The organism is Shewanella sp. POL2 (genome assembly GCF_000282755.1).
Taxonomy (GTDB): domain Bacteria; phylum Pseudomonadota; class Gammaproteobacteria; order Enterobacterales; family Shewanellaceae; genus Shewanella; species Shewanella xiamenensis.
Genome location: NZ_AKZL01000008.1, coordinates 46584 through 63963 on the forward strand (window position 1 = coordinate 46584; position 17380 = coordinate 63963).

The following is a 17380-nucleotide window of genomic DNA, read 5'->3' on the forward strand; positions in this document are numbered from 1 at the left end:
ATCGAGAAACCGCATGTCTTTCCTACAAGCCGCAATACGTCGATGCCGTCATGGGGCTTTATTGTTAACTCAAATTGGCCTCTTTTGTTTATTGTCTTTTGCCTGCCATTGGTTTGCCTCTTGGGCACATTCACCAGTGCCTGGTAGTGTATTAGGTTTAGGTCTGTTGCTGATTTTGTTAGCGACTAAGTTAATTCCTGAAAATGCCGTGCAGCTCGGCGCGGCTTGGCTTATCGGTGAGCTGCTGCTGTTTTTTATTCCGCCAGTGATCTCAGTTATCAAGTACGAAGGCCTGTTTGAGCAATATGGGTTGAATATCCTCTTCACCTTAGTGATGGGCAGTGTATGCGTGATGGTGGGTACGGGATTTGTGGTTGATAGAGTGTTTCGCTTCGAGCGTCAGCTCAATATCAAAAAGCATGCGCGTCGCCATGCTAAGGCCGTGTAATGTCGAGCGTTAGCTTAAGTCCTGCGGTTGTCTCTGAGTTAGTGTTTTCGCAGACGGGATTGGCACTTATCAGCTTGTTATTAACACTATTTTGTTATTTTGCGGCGAAGCGTTTGTATAAGCGCCACCGGGTATGGTGGTTAGCGCCGATTGTACTTGCGCCTGTAGTGATCACGCTCTTGGTGTTTAATCTCGATATTCCACTGCCGACTTATTTTGAATACACCCATTGGTTAATGGCGATGTTAGCACCTGCGACAATCGCATTTGCCTTGCCGATTTATCGGGAGCGTAAACTCATTCGCCAATATCCGCTGACCATTGCCCTTGGCGTGGTGGCTGGACTGTTGCTGGGCATGGTGTCGAGCTGGCTATTAGTCAAATTTGTGCCTCTACCTGTGGAGCTTGCAAAGAGTTTGTTGGTGCGTTCGGTCTCTACGCCCTTTGCGATGGAGGCCACAAGCGCCTTTGGCGGTGTGCCAGAACTGACCGCCATGATGGTGCTCATCACCGGTATTATCGGCATGTTAGTGTGCGAGCCGCTGTTCAAGTTGATGCATATTCGCACCTCTTTAGGTAAAGGCGTGGCCTTGGGCGCTTCGGCCCACGGTGCGGGCGCCGCAAAAGCCAGCGAGTTAGGCCAGCAAGAGGGCGTTATTGCCAGTTTAACCATGATTTTTATCGGGATTGCGATGGTGCTGGGCGCGCCCGTATTTGCCGTGATCTTCAGTTAGTGTGAGTTAGTGATTTGCTGAGTTTGCGTTAACCCTCTCCGCCTTATTGTGATTTTGTTTGTTTAAATGATGTTGTTTTGCCTCTTAGGGCGCTAACCTCTGCTTGGGTTATGCGCCCATTTTTTTAGCTGACGGCGAATGTCGAGATGTCATGATGATGAAATTGAATAGAGATATAGGATGGATAAGCCAACACACGTATCGAATGTGACGTTACGGCCGATCAAGCAGAGCGATCTGGAGCTGATCTTCGCCCATCAGCAGGATCCGATTGCTTGCCAATTGGCGCAGTTCCCCTCGCGGGAGCGTGAGGCGTTTTACCTTCATTGGCAGCAAAATATCCTTGGGCAGGCTTCGGTACTGGCACGGGGGATAGAAGTCGATGGCTTGCTTGTTGGCAATATTGGCCATTGGCATAGGGATGGTCAGGCGATGATAGGTTATTGGATTGACCGTGCATTTTGGGGGCGCGGAGTCGCAACCTTAACCTTGAGCGCGTTTTTATCGTTAGTGACCCCAAGGCCGCTCTTTGCCCATGTGGCACTGCATAATGTTGCATCCCAGCGGGTGTTGCTGCGCCATGGATTTGTAAAGACGTACAGACTCATTCAAGAGGAAGATGATACGGCGCCATTATTTGAATTTGTGCTGAGTTAAGGCTTAAACAAGCTATACCGCCAATCGCTGAAACACTTATAGAGAAGATTGGATTTATTTTTTACAGACAAATTATTTGAAAAATCTATTTAGATAAGCGAGTCTTATCGTAAATTTAGATTTATCAACCCGACTTTAGTCTAGTATGTGATGGCTTGATCTCATTGGCTAACTCAATGAAACTCTCTAGTTAATCACCTTCTACTAAAGTATGGATAGTTAAATAATGTTAATTTTCTTCTTATGTCTTGCGCTCTTAGTGCTGGCATACAAGTTTTATAGTCCGTTTGTTGAACGCCAAGCTGGGATTGATCCTAAAGCGCAAACACCCCAAGCAAGATTCGAAGATGGCGTGGACTATGTGCCCGTTCACCCCGCCAAAGCGTTTTTAATCCAATTTTTAAACGTTGCCGGTGTCGGGCCGATTTTTGGCCCTATTCTAGGGGCTTTATATGGCCCAGTGGCCTTACTCTGGATTGTGTTAGGCAACATTATCGGCGGCGCGGTGCACGATTATTTCTCTGGGGTGTTAAGCATAAAAGAAGATGGAAAGAGTCTGCCTGAAATCGCGGGCCACTATTTTAACATCTATTTTAAAGGCGTGATGCTGCTGTTTACTGCGATGTTACTCTTTTTCGTGGGCGTGGTGTTTATCATGAGCCCTGCAGGACTACTCAGTAATCTCGATTATTTTAAAGATACTATTTTTGGCAATAACACCTTCTGGGTATTAGTGATTTTAGCCTATTACTTCTTAGCCACTATGCTGCCAATCGATAAGATCATCACTAAGCTGTACCCCGCGTTTGGCCTATTAATGATCGTGATGACCACTTCGATTGCAGTGGCTCTCCTCATCAATGCTCCGCAGTTACCTGAAATGGGCGATGTGTTCGCGTACTTCAACCACAGCCATTACAACAATGAGTTATTGGAACCTAACCCCGATGGTTTACCGATTTGGCCATTACTGTTTGTGACTATTACCTGTGGTGCTATTAGTGGTTTTCATTCAACTCAAGCACCTATCATGGCACGCTGCCTGACAAACGAGAAATACGTTCGCCCAGTTTACTACGGCGCTATGGTGGCTGAAGGTGTGGTGGCTTGTGTATGGGCGACTGCGGGGATTGCGGCCTTCCCGGGCGGATATGTTGAGCTTAAGAGCTTACTAGACCAAGGCGGCCCTGGCTTAGTGGTTAACCAAGTGGCTACGAGCTATCTTGGGGTATTAGGCGGCGTGATGGCAATTATTGCGGTCGCTGTATTTCCGATTACCTCGGGGGATACCGCGTTTAGATCGCTGCGTCTAACCATTATCGATGCCTTTAATATCCCTCAGAGTATGCGTAACCGTTTGCTGGTAGCGGCGCCTATTCTGACCATCGCTTACTTTATGACCAAGATCGACTTCTCCTTGATCTGGCGTTATTTTGCTTTCTCAAACATGTTGCTATCGACCAGTGTGCTATGGTTGGCGACAAAATATCTGTTCGATAGAGGCAGTTTTCACTGGATAGTAAGCTTGCCTGCGATTGCGGGCACCTGTGTGACAGTGTCTTACATTGTTACCGCAGGTATTGGTTTAGGTTTACCTCAATCCCTGAGTCAACCAGTGGGCATCGCAGTGGGAGTAGTGTGTTTAATCGCCTTGATTATTGCTCACAACAAACGCAAAACAGTAATAGATACAAAGTTATAACTTAATTGGCTTTATGACCATAAAGGGCTGCATTTTGCAGCCCTTTTTAATACTATTTTCATAAACTGGCGTCAGTATTGAATATTGTCGCTGTGACATATTCCATTGCGTCGAAATTATGTTAGATTCTGGCGAACTGATGAAGATAGAGTTATTGTTATCACTGTCATCAACAGTTCTCCACAGGGCAGTCACTGCAATAATGCTTACTTTTGCAGAGAAGTGTCAGGAAGTTACACCAATTCAGAGTCTGCTTATGCAACCCAATTTATTTCCCGAACAAAGACATTTAAATCCTGAGCCGATGGTGATGCCATCGGTAGATGCTCAGTCTACTCGTAGCCGCTTACAACGGATGGTTGGCAGCGTACTGCTCACCTGTAGTGTGTTGTTAAGCTTATCTGCTTGTGCAGCGGGTAAAGCTAGTGCGCCGCAGGAAGAAGAGTTTAGCTACGCTTGGTTAAAAGGCTATGCCCATACGCTGGCGACAGAGTCCTATGTAAGCCACAAGGGTGAGTTACCAAAAAGCTTACAGGGCATGAGCTGGGATGATTACCAGCAATTCCATTTCAAGAAAAAAGCCGCACTGTGGCATGAGGATGATTCGGAGTTTCGCGCCGAGTTGTTCCACTTAGGTCTGTATTTCGATACACCAGTGCACATTTACCAATTGGAAAATGGCAAGGCTAAACTGATTGAATATTCTCCTTCTATGTTCGATTACGGTAAGTCGAAGGTAAAGGGTAGCCAGCTTCCTAAAGATTTAGGTTTTGCAGGCTTTAGAATGCAGTTCAACACTGACTGGCAACGTGACGTTGTTGCTTTCTTGGGCGCAAGCTATTTCCGCGCGGTCGGTCAGGAAATGCAGTATGGTCTTTCAGCCCGTGGTTTGGCGGTTGATACTGCGTTGCCTAAGCCTGAAGAATTTCCGATGTTTACCCGTTTTTGGTTAGAGAAGCCGCAACCAGGTTCTAATATTGCGACTGTGTACGCTCTGTTAGATTCACCAAGTGTAACAGGGGCTTACCGTTTTGATATCGAGCCGGGTGAGCGTTTGAAGATGAAGGTTGATGCGGCGATTTATCCGCGTAAGGCTATCGAACGTTTAGGCGTTGCACCACTGACAAGTATGTTCATGGTCGGTGAGAACGATCGCCGTACAGGTTACGACTGGCGTCAAGAGATCCATGATTCAGATGGACTTGCCATGCATACGGGGAACGGTGAATGGATTTGGCGCCCACTGGGCAATCCAAGTAACTTGAGATTCAACGCCTATAGCGATGAGAATCCAAAGGGCTTTGGGTTAATGCAGCGCGACCGTAATTTCGACCACTACCAAGATGACGGCGTATTCTACGAGAAGCGCCCAAGTCTGTGGATTGAGCCAACAGGTAATTGGGGTAAAGGTTCGGTGCAGTTAGTTGAAATTCCAACACTGGACGAAACCTTCGACAATATCGTGGCTTTCTGGAATCCTGCAGAGCCCATTCAACCAGGCCAAGAGTTGCTCTATAGCTACAACATGTACTGGGGCGGTACTCCACCTGTGCAGTCACCCCGTGCCCGCGTAGTGGATACCTTTACTGGTATTGGTGGCGTAGTTGGTCAAAAGCGTAAGTACTATAGCAAGCGCTTCGTGATTGATTTTGCTGGTGGTTCTTTACCAATGCTGGGTAAAGATACTCAAGTGAAAGCGGTTATTTCAACTTCACAAGGCCGTGTGGAAATCGACTCTGCTCGCCCACAACATGCGATCAATGGTTACCGCGCTATGTTTGACCTCGTGCCGCCAGAGGATAGCGTTGAGCCGATTAACCTAAGAGTTTACTTAGAAGTAGATGGTCAACCTTTGTCTGAAACGTGGATGTACCAATGGACACCACCGCCGATGAACGAACGTGAACTGCATAACGCAGGTCATCTACAGTAAGCTATATGGGTGAATCAAAACGCCAGCCTCAGTGCTGGCGTTTTTGTATTATGCGATTTGTTAATTGCAAGTTGGATTCAAAGTTATTGAGCACTAATTCACTTTTTGAAAATCTAAATAATTTTTCACTGTCAAATACCCAACCTTGGGCGTAATCTGTGGCGTCCTCGTCATAGGTTCGCGATTTATGTTTGAGATATTTACCTCTATCGGCTTTGGTTGGTCGGTGGCTTTAGTGCTGGCAGTGTTATTTGTGTTGGCCTACGAATTTATCAATGGCTTCCACGATACCGCCAATGCTGTTGCGACGGTGATCTATACCAAAGCTATGCCTGCAAATTTAGCGGTGGTTTCATCGGCCCTTTTTAACTTTGCGGGAGTGTTACTTGGCGGACTTGGCGTAGCCTATGCCATAGTACATCTTCTTCCCGTTGACTCCTTGTTGGGGATGGACTCCACTCAAGGGCTGTTAATGGTGTTTTCACTGTTATTTTCCGCCATTATCTGGAACTTAGGTACTTGGTACTTTGGTATTCCAGCTTCTAGCTCCCACACCTTAATTGGTTCGATTATGGGGGTTGGTGGCGCATTTGCTTGGATACATCACCAGCCTATATTGCATGGCATTAATCTCACTAAAGCCACGCAAATCATGTTATCTCTGATTATTTCGCCCACCCTTGGTTTTGTGCTTGCTGGAGCACTGCTATTGCTGATGAAGTTCATGTGGCAAAAGCACAAGATCCACCGTACGCCCGATGAACAATTTCAGATTAATGGTAAACGCCATCCACCATTTTGGGCGCGCGTCAGCCTGATAGCTTCGGCCATGGGGGTGAGTTTTGCCCACGGCTCGAATGATGGGCAGAAAGGCATAGGTTTAGTGATGCTGGTGCTTATCTGTATGGCCCCAGCGTATTTTGCCCTCGATATGAGCAGCCAGTCCTATGATTTGGCAAGGACGCAGGATGCAAACCGGCGGATTATGGCTATCTATAGCCGCAATCAAGCGATAATTAGCGATTTAGTTGATGTAAAAGCGCAGCTTGAGGCGAGTGATGAGCTGTTGAGCCATTGTTCGGCACAGACCGTGTTACCCGCGATGTCGTTGCTTGATCGCCGTTTGGATAGGGCGAATAGTTTTCAAGATATGACGGTAGAAGAGCGCCGTGAAGTGCGTAGGTTGTTGCTGTGTATCGATGATACCGCTCGTAAAGTGTCTAAATTAGACTTACCAGCCAAGGAGTTAAGCTCTTTAGCTAAATGGCGTAAGGATTTGACTAAATCGACCGAATACGCGCCGCTTTGGGTGATCGTGGCGATTGCGACTGCCTTGGGTTGTGGCACGCTTGTGGGCTGGCGGCGAATTGTTTATACCGTGGGAGAAAAAATAGGCTCGTCTGGAATGACCTATAGCCAAGGTATTGCTGCGCAGGTGACGGCTGCGGCTTCGATCGGGATTGCCAGCGTTACGGGTATGCCAGTTTCAACGACGCATATTCTGTCTTCGGCGGTTGCGGGTACTATGGTTGCTAATCGCTCTGGGCTGCAAAGCCAAACCATTAAGCAAATTCTATTGGCATGGGTACTCACGCTGCCTATTACGATGTTCTTGTCGGCATTGGTCTTTATTCTCGCTAACTCAATTTGGGGCTAAGCTGAAGTTGATATGCAGCCTCTTACCAAGAGAGTTGCATTTGCGAGGTAGGATCTGCCAATGGCGGAGTGTGTAACTTGACTGTTGGTAAGCAAATCTCAGCGGCGATTTGCTGCTGTAACTGCTGATATAAACGAACTGCGAGCTCGGGAGCCGTTTGATTGTCGGGTGTATGGATAAAAAGATAGGGTTCTCGACCTTCTTTAATCCAGAGGGGAAGTTGCTGTAACCAATTTTTGAAAAAGCTATCGTTGTTTTTGATCTGTAACTTATCGTTATTGGCGGCTAAGGCTTCGATAGTACCATCGGTTTGTCCGATAAAGCGAACCACTGGCGCATTTGCAGTTGCGATAGCATGTACAGGCAATTGTGGTTTTTTCTTATGGGCATCAATAATTGCTTCGCTAGCGGGCGGTAGGGCAAACAAGGGCCGACTGTCCATAATGATGCGATTTACCTGTTTATCCATCAGCAAGCGGTTTAGTGCTCGCTCAGCCTCTCCCTTCGCAAAAAAGGCTAAATGCCGTACTTCAACGCCATAGGTCAAGCCTTGGGGAAGCATTTCTAAAAAATGCGCCAAGGTTGTTAGTTGCTCCGGGCCAAAGTAGGCGGGAAGTTGGATCTTCCATAGCCCAGTTTTTTCAGCCAAGGGCGACATCACCCGAAAGAATTCCATTAGTTCCTGCTGACAATGTTGCAGCTGTCTTTGATGGGTGATGAGCTGCGGTAGTTTAAAGGTAAAGCGAAAGTCATCTGGTGTTGCGCTGTGCCAGTTCATCACTGTTTGTGTATTTGGCGTGGCGTAAAAACTGGTATTACCTTCTACAGTGTTAAAAATGGTTGCGTAGCGGGCAAGGCGATCGGCTTGCTTAGTTGTTGCACCATAAACACTGCTTTGCCAATGCTGATGAGACCACATTGCAAGCCCTAGGCGAAAATGATTCGCTTGGTGTGAAGGTGACTTAAGCGCTGTCAAAATAACTCCAGATATAATCAACTAAATTTGAATTGGCTATTGTGCTCAAAGAGTTTTATCTCAGTCAAATACTAGGGCGTGTTGACGTTTCGAGATTAAATTTTGTTCGTTCTGGCAAGCTCGTGCTCGCGAAACGAGGAATGATGTGTAGTTTACTCAAATGACGAGCGGCTCTTATGACCGAAAGTAAGAGCAAGGGCTTGCCAGACGAACCCTTCGGGCAGCACTTGGCTGACGTTTCTGCTGCGTTATCGTCCGTTTATGTAGAATAACTACACAGCACGGACTTTGCCTTGCATAAACGCCAGCCAAATTGCTGCAAAAATAACCCTGAAACGTCAACACGCCCTAAGCATCTTGCGGATGCTGTTATTGGGTTAAGCTAATGTCCAATTCGGCTTTATGTATGGAATGTTGTAATAGTGGAACTGCCATGCTAATTAACCTACTCTAATAGTATGATATTATGTACTATTAACCTTAATCATCGAGTATTCGCGCGTTGGTTCTATACAGGGATGCACAGCTTAGCTGCAATAGTCAGTTAGCTATTCTCGTTTTGTCTGCAGGCGTGGTGGGAGAGTCGTGTGAAAAACGAAGGTTATACTTCACTTGGTCGCTTTATTGATTTGCTATTAGATGCCATCTGTGTGGTGGATAAATCGGGGCGATTTGAATTTGTGAGTGCGGGTGCTGAACGTATTTTTGGTTACACGCCAGATGAAATGATTGGTATGCAGATGTTGGATTTGGTTTTACCAGAAGACCGTGAACGTACGCTTGCTGCGGCCAATGAAATTATGACAGATCACTATAAAATCGATTTTGAAAATCGTTATATACGCAAAGATGGCAGCATAGTGGATATTCTGTGGTCAGCCCGCTGGTCTGATGAATATCAACAACGCGTTGCGGTGGCTCGCGATATTACCAAAAATAAAAATGCTGAGCGTCGGCAAGCCGCGTTATACGAGATTTCCGAGGCGGTTCATGTGGCCGAGGATTTGTTATCCCTCTATAGTCATATCCACCAGATCATTGCAAAACTTTTACCCGCAGAAAATTTTGCTATCGCGCTTTATGACCAAGATTCAAATCAATTAGATTTTCCTTACCAGTTATCGGTGTCCGATCAAAATATCGCATATATCAGTAATGCTAATTATTTTGCTGAGCAGATCATTCAAACGGGACAATCCTTACTCTTTTGTCCCATGTCGAATACGCTTTCATCGCCATTAGCAGTAACTTTTAAAGATTGCTGGCTCGGCGTGCCGTTGAGATTGCACAAAGGGGTGATTGGCGCGTTGCTAATGCATAGCAACCCAGGTTCAAGAACCTATACTTCACAAGATTGTGAATTGGTGGAGTTTGTCTCGACTCAAATTGCGTTCGCCATCGAACGTCGTCAAATGTTGGCTCGCTTAGAGCAGATAGCACTCTACGACCAGTTGACTCATCTACCCAACAGAGAGTTATTTTACGATAGGTTTCAAAAGGCTTTATCTCGAGCGCATCGAGAGTCGAGTTATTTCTCTTTACTTTATTTAGACTTAGATAAATTTAAATGGGTTAACGATACCTACGGACATAGTGTGGGTGATTTGTTGTTACAAATTACCGCGCAGCGGCTTCTGAGCTGCGTGAGAGTTTCTGATACGGTCGCGCGTTTTGGTGGCGATGAATTTGTTATCTTACTGGAGCGAGTTGATTCTGCACACAATACCTTGCTCGTTGCTCAAAAAGTGCTGGATATATTGAATCAGCCTTTTGAGCTTGTAGAGCAGCAAATTCATATTTTTCCAAGTATTGGTGTCGCTTTGTATCCTGAGCATGGCAAAGATGAACAGCAACTTATTTCCTGCGCCGATGCTGCCATGTATAAGGCTAAAAAGAATGGTGGTAATCGTATTGAGTTGGGGTATCAAGGTTTGAAGGGAAAGCACTTATAGGCCAGTGTTAAAACTCTAACTAAAACCCGCTGTAACGAAAATCGCTACAGCGGGTGTTTATATCAATTCAATGCAACAAGTGTATTTATAGTTTAAAACGTGACACTTCCTGTTGCAGTGAGGCGGCTAAGTGAGCCAACTCCTGTGACTGCACCATCGCACTTTGGGCCTCAATAGAGAGGTTTTCTGAGACTTCACGAATTGATTCGGTATTGCGATTAATTTCGCTAGTCACAGAGGTTTGTTCCTCTGCGGCCGTTGCAATTTGGCTTGCCATATCAGATATCTCATTAATTGCTTTGCTTATCTGCAGCAGGCTCTCGCTGGCTGAGTTGGCATCGGCCACACTCGTTTCTGCCATATCATGGCTTTGAGTCATGGATTTTACGGCTTTGCCTGCTGTTTGTTGCAAGGTTTCAATCATTGCCTGAATTTCTTGGGTTGATGAGTGAGTGCGTTGCGATAATACGCGAACTTCATCGGCAACCACGGCGAAACCACGACCTTGCTCACCTGCGCGAGCGGCTTCAATGGCTGCGTTTAACGCAAGCAAGTTGGTTTGTTCTGCAATCCCACTGATCGTTAATAGAATGCTATTAATTTTTTGTGAGTGCTCATTCAGCTCGCTGATAATACGTCCTGCGGTATCAACCTCATTTGCTAAGTTACGAATAGATTGCTGACTTTGCATCACTTGTTTTTGACCATGATTCGAGAGGCTCACGGCATTTTGCGCTGTTTGCGCTGTATGTTCGGCGTTGCTGGCAATCTCTTCTGTGGCGCTGGCCATTTCGGTGACTGCGGTGGCGACCATGGTCACTTCGTCCTGCTGAACCGCAATGCGTTGGCTGTTATCTGCCGCAGATGCACTGCTGCCCTTAGCTTGGTATTCAAGTTGGCCTGCAATATTGTGCATTCTCGAAATCATGCCGTGTAGACGTTCGACAAAGCGGTTAAAACCTGAGGCTAAGATCCCAATTTCATCATGGCTGTTTGCGGTGTGAATTCTCACCGTCAGATCGCCATCGCCCTCTGCGATATCATTTAGTGCCAAAGCAACTCGTTCTAAGTCTTTGAATTGCATTTTGAAGATTGCGACTAATACTAAGCCAAACATTACCAGTAACCCAGCGCCTACGGCGGACATCCACCAAGCGAGCGTAGTCGCTTGCGACATAATTTCTTGTTTGTTCATCACAAATATTAACGCCCAGTCGGTCGACGGAACGTTCGCTACATAGACTAGTTGAGTCTCACCATCTAATTCACGCTCTTCCATAGTATTGGCATTGGCGCGTTGTGATAGCCAGTTGGGGGTAAAATCAGAGTCAATAGTAGTAAGTTGTTGATTATTTAACTTACTATTGGGGTGACTAATAATTAGTCCAGTGTTGTCTACCATCAGGGTGTAGCCATTACCGGGAACTTCGAGCCGCTGTACCGCATCGGTGAGTTGGTCAATGGTAAGGTTTGCCGCGGCGACACCGAAGAGTTGGCCCGCAACCATCACTGGCTCAGCGATAGTCACAACTTGTTTTTTAAGGGTGGCGCTGACATAGGGAGCAGTCATAACCATGCTATTAGCGGCTTTGGCATCCATATACCAAGGGCGGACACGTGGGTCATAGTTTGCGGTATTGAGCGCTGGATCTTGGCGGTACATGTTGCCTTGCTCATCACCAAAATAGGTGAGCGCAAATCCCATTGCATTATGTGCTTGTAATAAATAAGGGGTAATTTGCACACTCGGGTCAGCCTCTATGGTCTTTTTAAGGCTTGTAATGGCTGTTTTTCTATCTTTCATCCATAGTCCAATACCTTCGGCAAAAGTATTCGCTAGTTGATCAATCTCGCCTTGGGTATTGCCTATAGCATGATTTCTAATGACGTAGCTTGAAATACTAACCAGTACTGCAACAGTGATGAATACGGCTAAGAGACTACTAAAAAGTAGGCGAGTTTTAAGTGTTGAACGCATATTCTATTCCTTTAAATTCCGCTAGCAACCTAACGTTAATAAAGTATAGCGGCTGAAATAGCTAAAGCATTAATGGTTGTTCATTCAGATTTGATAAAGTTGTGGCAGCTAACAGTATTTTGTTTTGTATAAGTATTTTCAAAAGTTACTTATATCATGGTGAACTTGTTTTATTGCACAGTTTTGAAAGGCTTTTTAGCATAGTATTCCTAAAGTGTCATAAGCAAGTGCACCCAAACATAAGTAAGAGAGTAGTATAGATGAAATGGAGTTTTCCTCGCTGGTGCTTTAATCCTTGGTTACATTCATGCTTAATCTTTCTTTTACCAATACTTTTAGCGAGTACAATTTATCCTTGGTTGACGGCCTATAGCATAGAAAAAAGGTTTAATCGTGATTTTGATGAAATAACACTTACTTTTGCAAATGGTGTTGATGATTTTAAGCAAAAAAATATTGAACGGGCATTTGCTAAATTATCTTTTACCTGCAATGAAGATGATATTGCGTTACTCAATAGTCAATCCTTGAGTCCAGCAATTGTTCGTTTTATTCAGCTAGAACTTGCCGATGGTAAAAAATGCTCCAATATCGGTCCGCCAGTCAATTACCATCTTGATCGATCTCGAAGTTTATTTTTTGGCACACAACAGGTCGATATTGCGACAACGGTCGCGGCCACCGATCGTGCTCGTAGTCTTGCCTATGCTTTTCATTTAGGTGAGCAGAAGTTAGTCGTGCTGACTAATAGCTCTGTTTATAACGAAACCCTATCTAACCTTTGCCACGGTTGTTATCAATTACTCATCAGTTATCAAGGGCTTTCCCCCATGGTTAGGGGGACAGAAAATCTTGATGAAAACCACAGCATTATCAAGAAATCTCGTTATATTAAAACGTTAGATGTCACCTTAACCTTAAAGGCGGGTGATGATCTCTACTGGCAAGAAGCTTATCGCATTGGTGTCGTACTCTTTATTGCAGCGTTAATTGCAGCATTTTTAGCTGTGATTTTTTATTGGAACTGGCAATCTGCCCGGGTATCGCTTGGTATGTTGCTGCAAAAAGGAATGAGTCGAAAAGAATTTATTCCCTATTATCAGCCCATTATCGATTGCCGTTCAGGCGACGTTGTTGGGCAGGAGATGCTGGTACGTTGGCGTCGATTCGATGGTGTATTAGTCCAGCCCAATCAATTTATTCCTTATGCTGAGGATTCGGGGCTCATATTACCGATCACCGATTTATTGCTAGATCAGGTGTATCGCGATTTAGCTCAACTAAAAGGCTGGGTAAGCATCAATATTGTTGCGCAGCACTTAGAGTCTGGCTTGCTGAGTCAATGGTTCTCTTTAAACCGAGATCCCATGGTTAAGCGGATTGCATTTGAGCTGACGGAGCGCAAACCTATCACTCAATTTGAGCTAGCCTTAGCTGAAATAAAAGCCGTTTTACCATTGTGCCATGACTTTAAACTGGATGATTTTGGTACGGGTTTTGGCGGTTTTAGCTATTTACAGCGACTTGGAATTAATAGTATCAAAATTGATAAGATGTTTATCGATACCATTGGTACGAAAGATCTTAAAGGTGCGGTGCTCGATGCCATTATTGCCTTTGGACACGAGTCGAATATGGAGATGATTGCCGAAGGCGTGGAAACCCAAGAACAGGTAGATTATTTAGCTGCTAAAGGGGTGTATCAACATCAGGGCTATTTTTATTCTAAGCCACTACCATTGAATGAGTTATTACATTTTTATCTACAGGTTTCCCATGTAAGGTAAAGATCAAGGCAAAAAGAAGAGGCTCATCAGAGCCTCTTCTTTTTCAACTCATTATCAGTGGGTCATTTTATTTTTGATTAGCACGCAACGCTGCTCTGCTTGACGCGTTTCTAATAAAGTACGACGGCTAAGATTAGATAAGCCTGTTTGGCTGTCTAATACTTTATCCAAGGCGGTAATACTATTGTAATTACAGTCGGTTGGGATCAAGTTACGGCTGTAGCTACGCATAAACACTGGGCCCTTTTTGTCCATATCGGCTAAGTTTGCGAGGCGCTCTTCAGCTGTGGCTGCGCTTAAGAGTTTTTGCTCCGCAGGATAAAGGTTTTCCATGATGATGCGCTGTTTAGCAAACGGTAGGACATCGGCGTGGACTTTACTCAACCAGCGACGTTTTGCGGCAGCTTCAGGACGGATCACTTGAGCGGCTAATGCCGCTTTTTCCCCAGAATCTGAGTTATCACGTGCTATTTCCCGTGTTATACGTTGCTGCGCATTCGGGAAGTCGTAGCGATTAAGCTGGATTATGATAGCCCAGCGCAGATCTTGATCTAAAGTTAGCCCTTTGATTTTAGTTGTGCCGTCTAGCAATTGCGCTAAATGACGTAAACTGTCACGATCGCTGGCTAATTGGATATAGGCATCGAACCAGCGGCGCTGGAAGTCATTGTCCCCTCGACTCTCCATGGTCTTACGAAGGCTCATTTGCGCTAAGCCTTTGACTGCATTTTCAGCATAGTTTTGCTGAATAGGCGCGATCTGCGCGAGGTATTCTTTACTGCGTAGCAAGCTAGAAATAATTTGGCCGACTACAGTGTAGTCATTCTCCGCTGGGGCGTTGACGAATACTGTGCTGAGGTATTGATCTAAACTCAGGTTGCCCTCACGTACACTGTCCCACAAGCTTTGCCATAACATTGAGCGCAATAGCGGATCTGTAACTCGGCTTAACTGTTGCTTGGCGGTATCGAAGGATTTTTCATCGAGTTGCACCTTCACAAAGCCCCAATCATCATAGTTGGGGTAAACCAGATCGGGACAACGCTCACCGACTAATTGTTTCACCTCGGTACGCTCGCCCTTGTAGGTTACTGGTACTGTGGTCTCATGCCTTAAATCGAAACGTCCTTTAGTAAACAGTGCAATTTGGACTTTTTGCTCCCTCAGTGTCGGTAGTTCGCTGCTAGCGGGATATTGCAATAGGCTAAATTCGCTAATGCGGTTACCGTCGCAGCGGTATTCGGCTTTAATGGTGTTTACCCCAGCGCTGTATAGCCATTCCTGTGTCCATGCGCTTAAGTCTCTGCCCGCAGCTTTAGCGAGGCTATTGATAAAGTCATCCAGCTCGGCATTTTGGTAGCTGTATTGTTTGAGGTAGTTGCTCACGCCGCGGCGGAACACCAGATCACCAAGTAAATGGCGTAGCTGCTTGAGCGTCGAGGCGCCTTTTTGATAGGTAATAGCATCGATATTGTCGAAGGCATTTTGGGTGGTAGCTACAGGCACTTCAATCGGATGGGTAGTGACTAAGCTGTCTTGCTCATAGGCACGCTGTTTGCCTTGAGCATAAAAACTGCGCCAAGCATTCGTAAATTCGGTGGCTTCTTGGGTCGCGAGTGTACCCATAAAAGAAGCAAAACTTTCGTTTAACCAGAGGCCATTCCACCACTTCATCGTGACCAAATCGCCAAACCACTGGTGGGCCATTTCGTGCATAATAACACCCGCCAAGCTTTGTTTTTGCTCGGCGGTCATTTCAGCTTTGTGGAGGAAATGATCTTCGGCAAAGGTCACTGCTGCTGCGTTTTCCATTGCGGCATAGAGAAAGTCTGGCACTAGGATTTGGTCGTATTTTTTAAAGGGATAAGGAATACCAAAATAGGCGTCAAAGAAGGTTAACCCCTGTTTTGTATAGGTAAACCAGTCCTGTGGGGTCACTTGGTGAGCAACGGATTGTCGTGCAAATAATCGCATAGGATAGCGGCCGGAATTATCCTGCCACATATGGTACGGGCCTGCATGCATAGAGAAATTGTAAGGGCTTAATTTAGGCGTTTCAGGAAACTCCCAACGATTAATGGTCCCCGCAGGTGTGACAGAGGACTCGCGCATGGTACTGATCACTTGCCAATCCTTCGGCGCGGTCACACTGATTTTGTAATTGGCTTTTAAATCGGGTTGATCAAATACTGCAAACATCTGTTGCGCAGCGGCAGGCTCAAAGTGAGAGTAGAGGTAGACCTTGCCATCGACGGGATCTTGGAAGCGATGCAAGCCTTCGCCATTAGTGCTGTGCGCTCGGGTAAATTGCACTTCAACCGTGTTATCTCCCGAGGTCAGTAAGCGGGTGTTTAAGCTGATATAGGCACCATTGTAATTGGGGTAAATGGCGGTTCCGTTAATCAAAAAACGCTTAATTTGTGCTTTGCTTAGATCCAAGCTCAGTTGCTTAGGAACCTCGCTAAGATTGAAGTGGATCTTAGTTGTTGCGCTGAATTGCGTGTCACCTGTCAGTTGAAAATCCAACTCATAATGCACATCCGATATTACCTGTGAACGTAGGCTTGCCTGATACTGGCTGATATAGGGACTGGCGTCCCTTGGTCCTGTATTTAAAGGACTTTTAACGGCGCACGACATTAATGCAGAGCAGGTGAGGGCGACTAGGCTAGCTTTAAACAAATTCACTACTTAAATCCTTCAACGATTTACTTTATTTGTGGCGTAGATGCAGCGTCGAGGGTTAAGAGTCGGCCTGATTGTGTCGCGAACTCTTCTCCATACAAAAGCGGCATCATTGCTTAGTGTTTTGGGCGAGTACACTACCTTATTTAGCATGGATAACCAATGTTAAAAATGTAAAAAAAGCCAGCAAAAATACTGGCTTTTTTTGGATGTTTCGGCATTAGCCTATCACTTTGAGCGGGATTACATGCCCAAGAAAGACTTAGATTTGGTCTTACGGATTTCTTTTTCGTCAGACCATTCGATAAGACCTGTTTCTAAGTCCATTAGACGCATAGTCATCTTGTAGTAAACGTCTTTGGTGCTGCCATCTTGCTTAACGATGCTTGATAGATTGCCATACAGCATGTACTGGGCACCGATTTGACGACCAAACTTGATGGCGGTTGATGGGTCAACCATACCGGTATTGTTTTGGTAATCCAGTTGCTTACGAACTGAATCGACTTTAGTCATGTCGATGAAACGGAACTTGCCTGAGCGCAATAATTTGTTGCTGATAGAGTCGGTTACTGACTCAGTATCGATATGCTCAGAGGTTTTGTTTTTGATGCTATCGACAAACAAAATTGGGCGGTTGTTCGCTGTCATGGCCACGATAGGTGGGAAAGTCATCATGCTATCAACCATTTTAGCGGCAATGGCTTGCAGATCCGTTGAGCCAAAGTTTTCGTTAACGGTTTCAACCTCTGTGGCATCACCATACTCTACTTTAGATTGACATGCAGCCAGACCCATCACGGCAGCCAGCACAAAAATCAGTTTAAATTGTTTCATAGTCAGTTCCATTTTGTGATTGTAAAAACTTAAT

Annotated in this window: 12 protein-coding genes; 8 read left to right on the plus strand and 4 right to left on the minus strand. The window is 45.5% G+C overall.

Annotated features, from left to right (window positions below; translation table 11 throughout):
- Positions 1-13 precede the first annotated feature (13 nt).
- The 6 genes from SHEWPOL2_RS03415 to SHEWPOL2_RS03440 all read left to right on the plus strand — a co-directional run bounded on the left by SHEWPOL2_RS03415 (position 14) and on the right by SHEWPOL2_RS03440 (position 7131).
- Positions 14-448 carry a CidA/LrgA family protein gene (locus tag SHEWPOL2_RS03415; protein WP_037414933.1) on the plus strand — a complete coding sequence of 145 codons (435 nt, stop codon included), beginning with the start codon at positions 14-16 and terminating at the stop codon, positions 446-448.
- The gene (locus SHEWPOL2_RS03420; protein ID WP_037426123.1) at positions 448-1182 is read left to right on the plus strand and encodes an LrgB family protein; all 735 of its coding nucleotides are present in this window, start codon (positions 448-450) and stop codon (positions 1180-1182) included. Before SHEWPOL2_RS03415 ends, SHEWPOL2_RS03420 begins: the two co-directional genes overlap by 1 nt.
- 180 nt (positions 1183-1362) lie before the next feature.
- Positions 1363-1839: a GNAT family N-acetyltransferase gene (locus SHEWPOL2_RS03425; protein ID WP_037426126.1), complete on the plus strand. Its 477-nt coding sequence runs from the start codon at positions 1363-1365 to the stop codon at positions 1837-1839.
- 226 nt (positions 1840-2065) lie between these two features.
- Positions 2066-3541, plus strand: a complete 1476-nt coding sequence (locus SHEWPOL2_RS03430; RefSeq protein WP_037426128.1) for a carbon starvation CstA family protein — start codon at positions 2066-2068, stop codon at positions 3539-3541.
- A gap of 256 nt (positions 3542-3797) precedes the next feature.
- A complete protein-coding gene (locus SHEWPOL2_RS03435; RefSeq protein ID WP_037426131.1) occupies positions 3798-5474 on the plus strand; it encodes a glucan biosynthesis protein D in 1677 nt (558 codons plus the stop codon).
- Between the two features lie 187 nt (positions 5475-5661).
- Positions 5662-7131, plus strand: a complete 1470-nt coding sequence (locus tag SHEWPOL2_RS03440) for an inorganic phosphate transporter (RefSeq protein ID WP_037426134.1) — start codon at positions 5662-5664, stop codon at positions 7129-7131.
- A gap of 22 nt (positions 7132-7153) precedes the next feature.
- Here SHEWPOL2_RS03440 and SHEWPOL2_RS03445 read toward each other — a convergent pair whose 3' ends face one another.
- A complete protein-coding gene (locus tag SHEWPOL2_RS03445; protein ID WP_050991300.1) occupies positions 7154-8050 on the minus strand; it encodes a DUF72 domain-containing protein in 897 nt (298 codons plus the stop codon).
- Positions 8051-8694: 644 nt separating this feature from the next.
- Between SHEWPOL2_RS03445 and SHEWPOL2_RS03450 the strand changes: the two genes are divergently transcribed.
- Positions 8695-10059, plus strand: a complete 1365-nt coding sequence (locus SHEWPOL2_RS03450) for a diguanylate cyclase (protein WP_037426139.1) — start codon at positions 8695-8697, stop codon at positions 10057-10059.
- Between the two features lie 85 nt (positions 10060-10144).
- Here the strand turns inward: SHEWPOL2_RS03450 and SHEWPOL2_RS03455 are convergent, their stop codons facing one another.
- The gene (locus SHEWPOL2_RS03455; protein WP_037426142.1) at positions 10145-12037 is read right to left on the minus strand and encodes a methyl-accepting chemotaxis protein; all 1893 of its coding nucleotides are present in this window, start codon (positions 12035-12037) and stop codon (positions 10145-10147) included.
- 260 nt (positions 12038-12297) lie between these two features.
- On the opposite strand from SHEWPOL2_RS03455, the gene SHEWPOL2_RS03460 reads away from it, so the two are divergent.
- Complete coding sequence (locus SHEWPOL2_RS03460; RefSeq protein WP_050991301.1) at positions 12298-13824, plus strand: EAL domain-containing protein; 1527 nt, start codon at positions 12298-12300, stop codon at positions 13822-13824.
- Positions 13825-13878: 54 nt separating this feature from the next.
- Here the strand turns inward: SHEWPOL2_RS03460 and pepN are convergent, their stop codons facing one another.
- Both pepN and lpoB read right to left on the minus strand, forming a co-directional pair.
- Positions 13879-16512 carry an aminopeptidase N gene (pepN, locus tag SHEWPOL2_RS03465; protein ID WP_037426144.1) on the minus strand — a complete coding sequence of 878 codons (2634 nt, stop codon included), beginning with the start codon at positions 16510-16512 and terminating at the stop codon, positions 13879-13881.
- Positions 16513-16752: 240 nt separating this feature from the next.
- Entirely contained in the window at positions 16753-17346 is a 594-nt protein-coding gene (gene lpoB, locus SHEWPOL2_RS03470; RefSeq protein ID WP_007645693.1) for a penicillin-binding protein activator LpoB, read from the minus strand.
- Between the last annotated feature and the right edge of the window lie 34 nt (positions 17347-17380).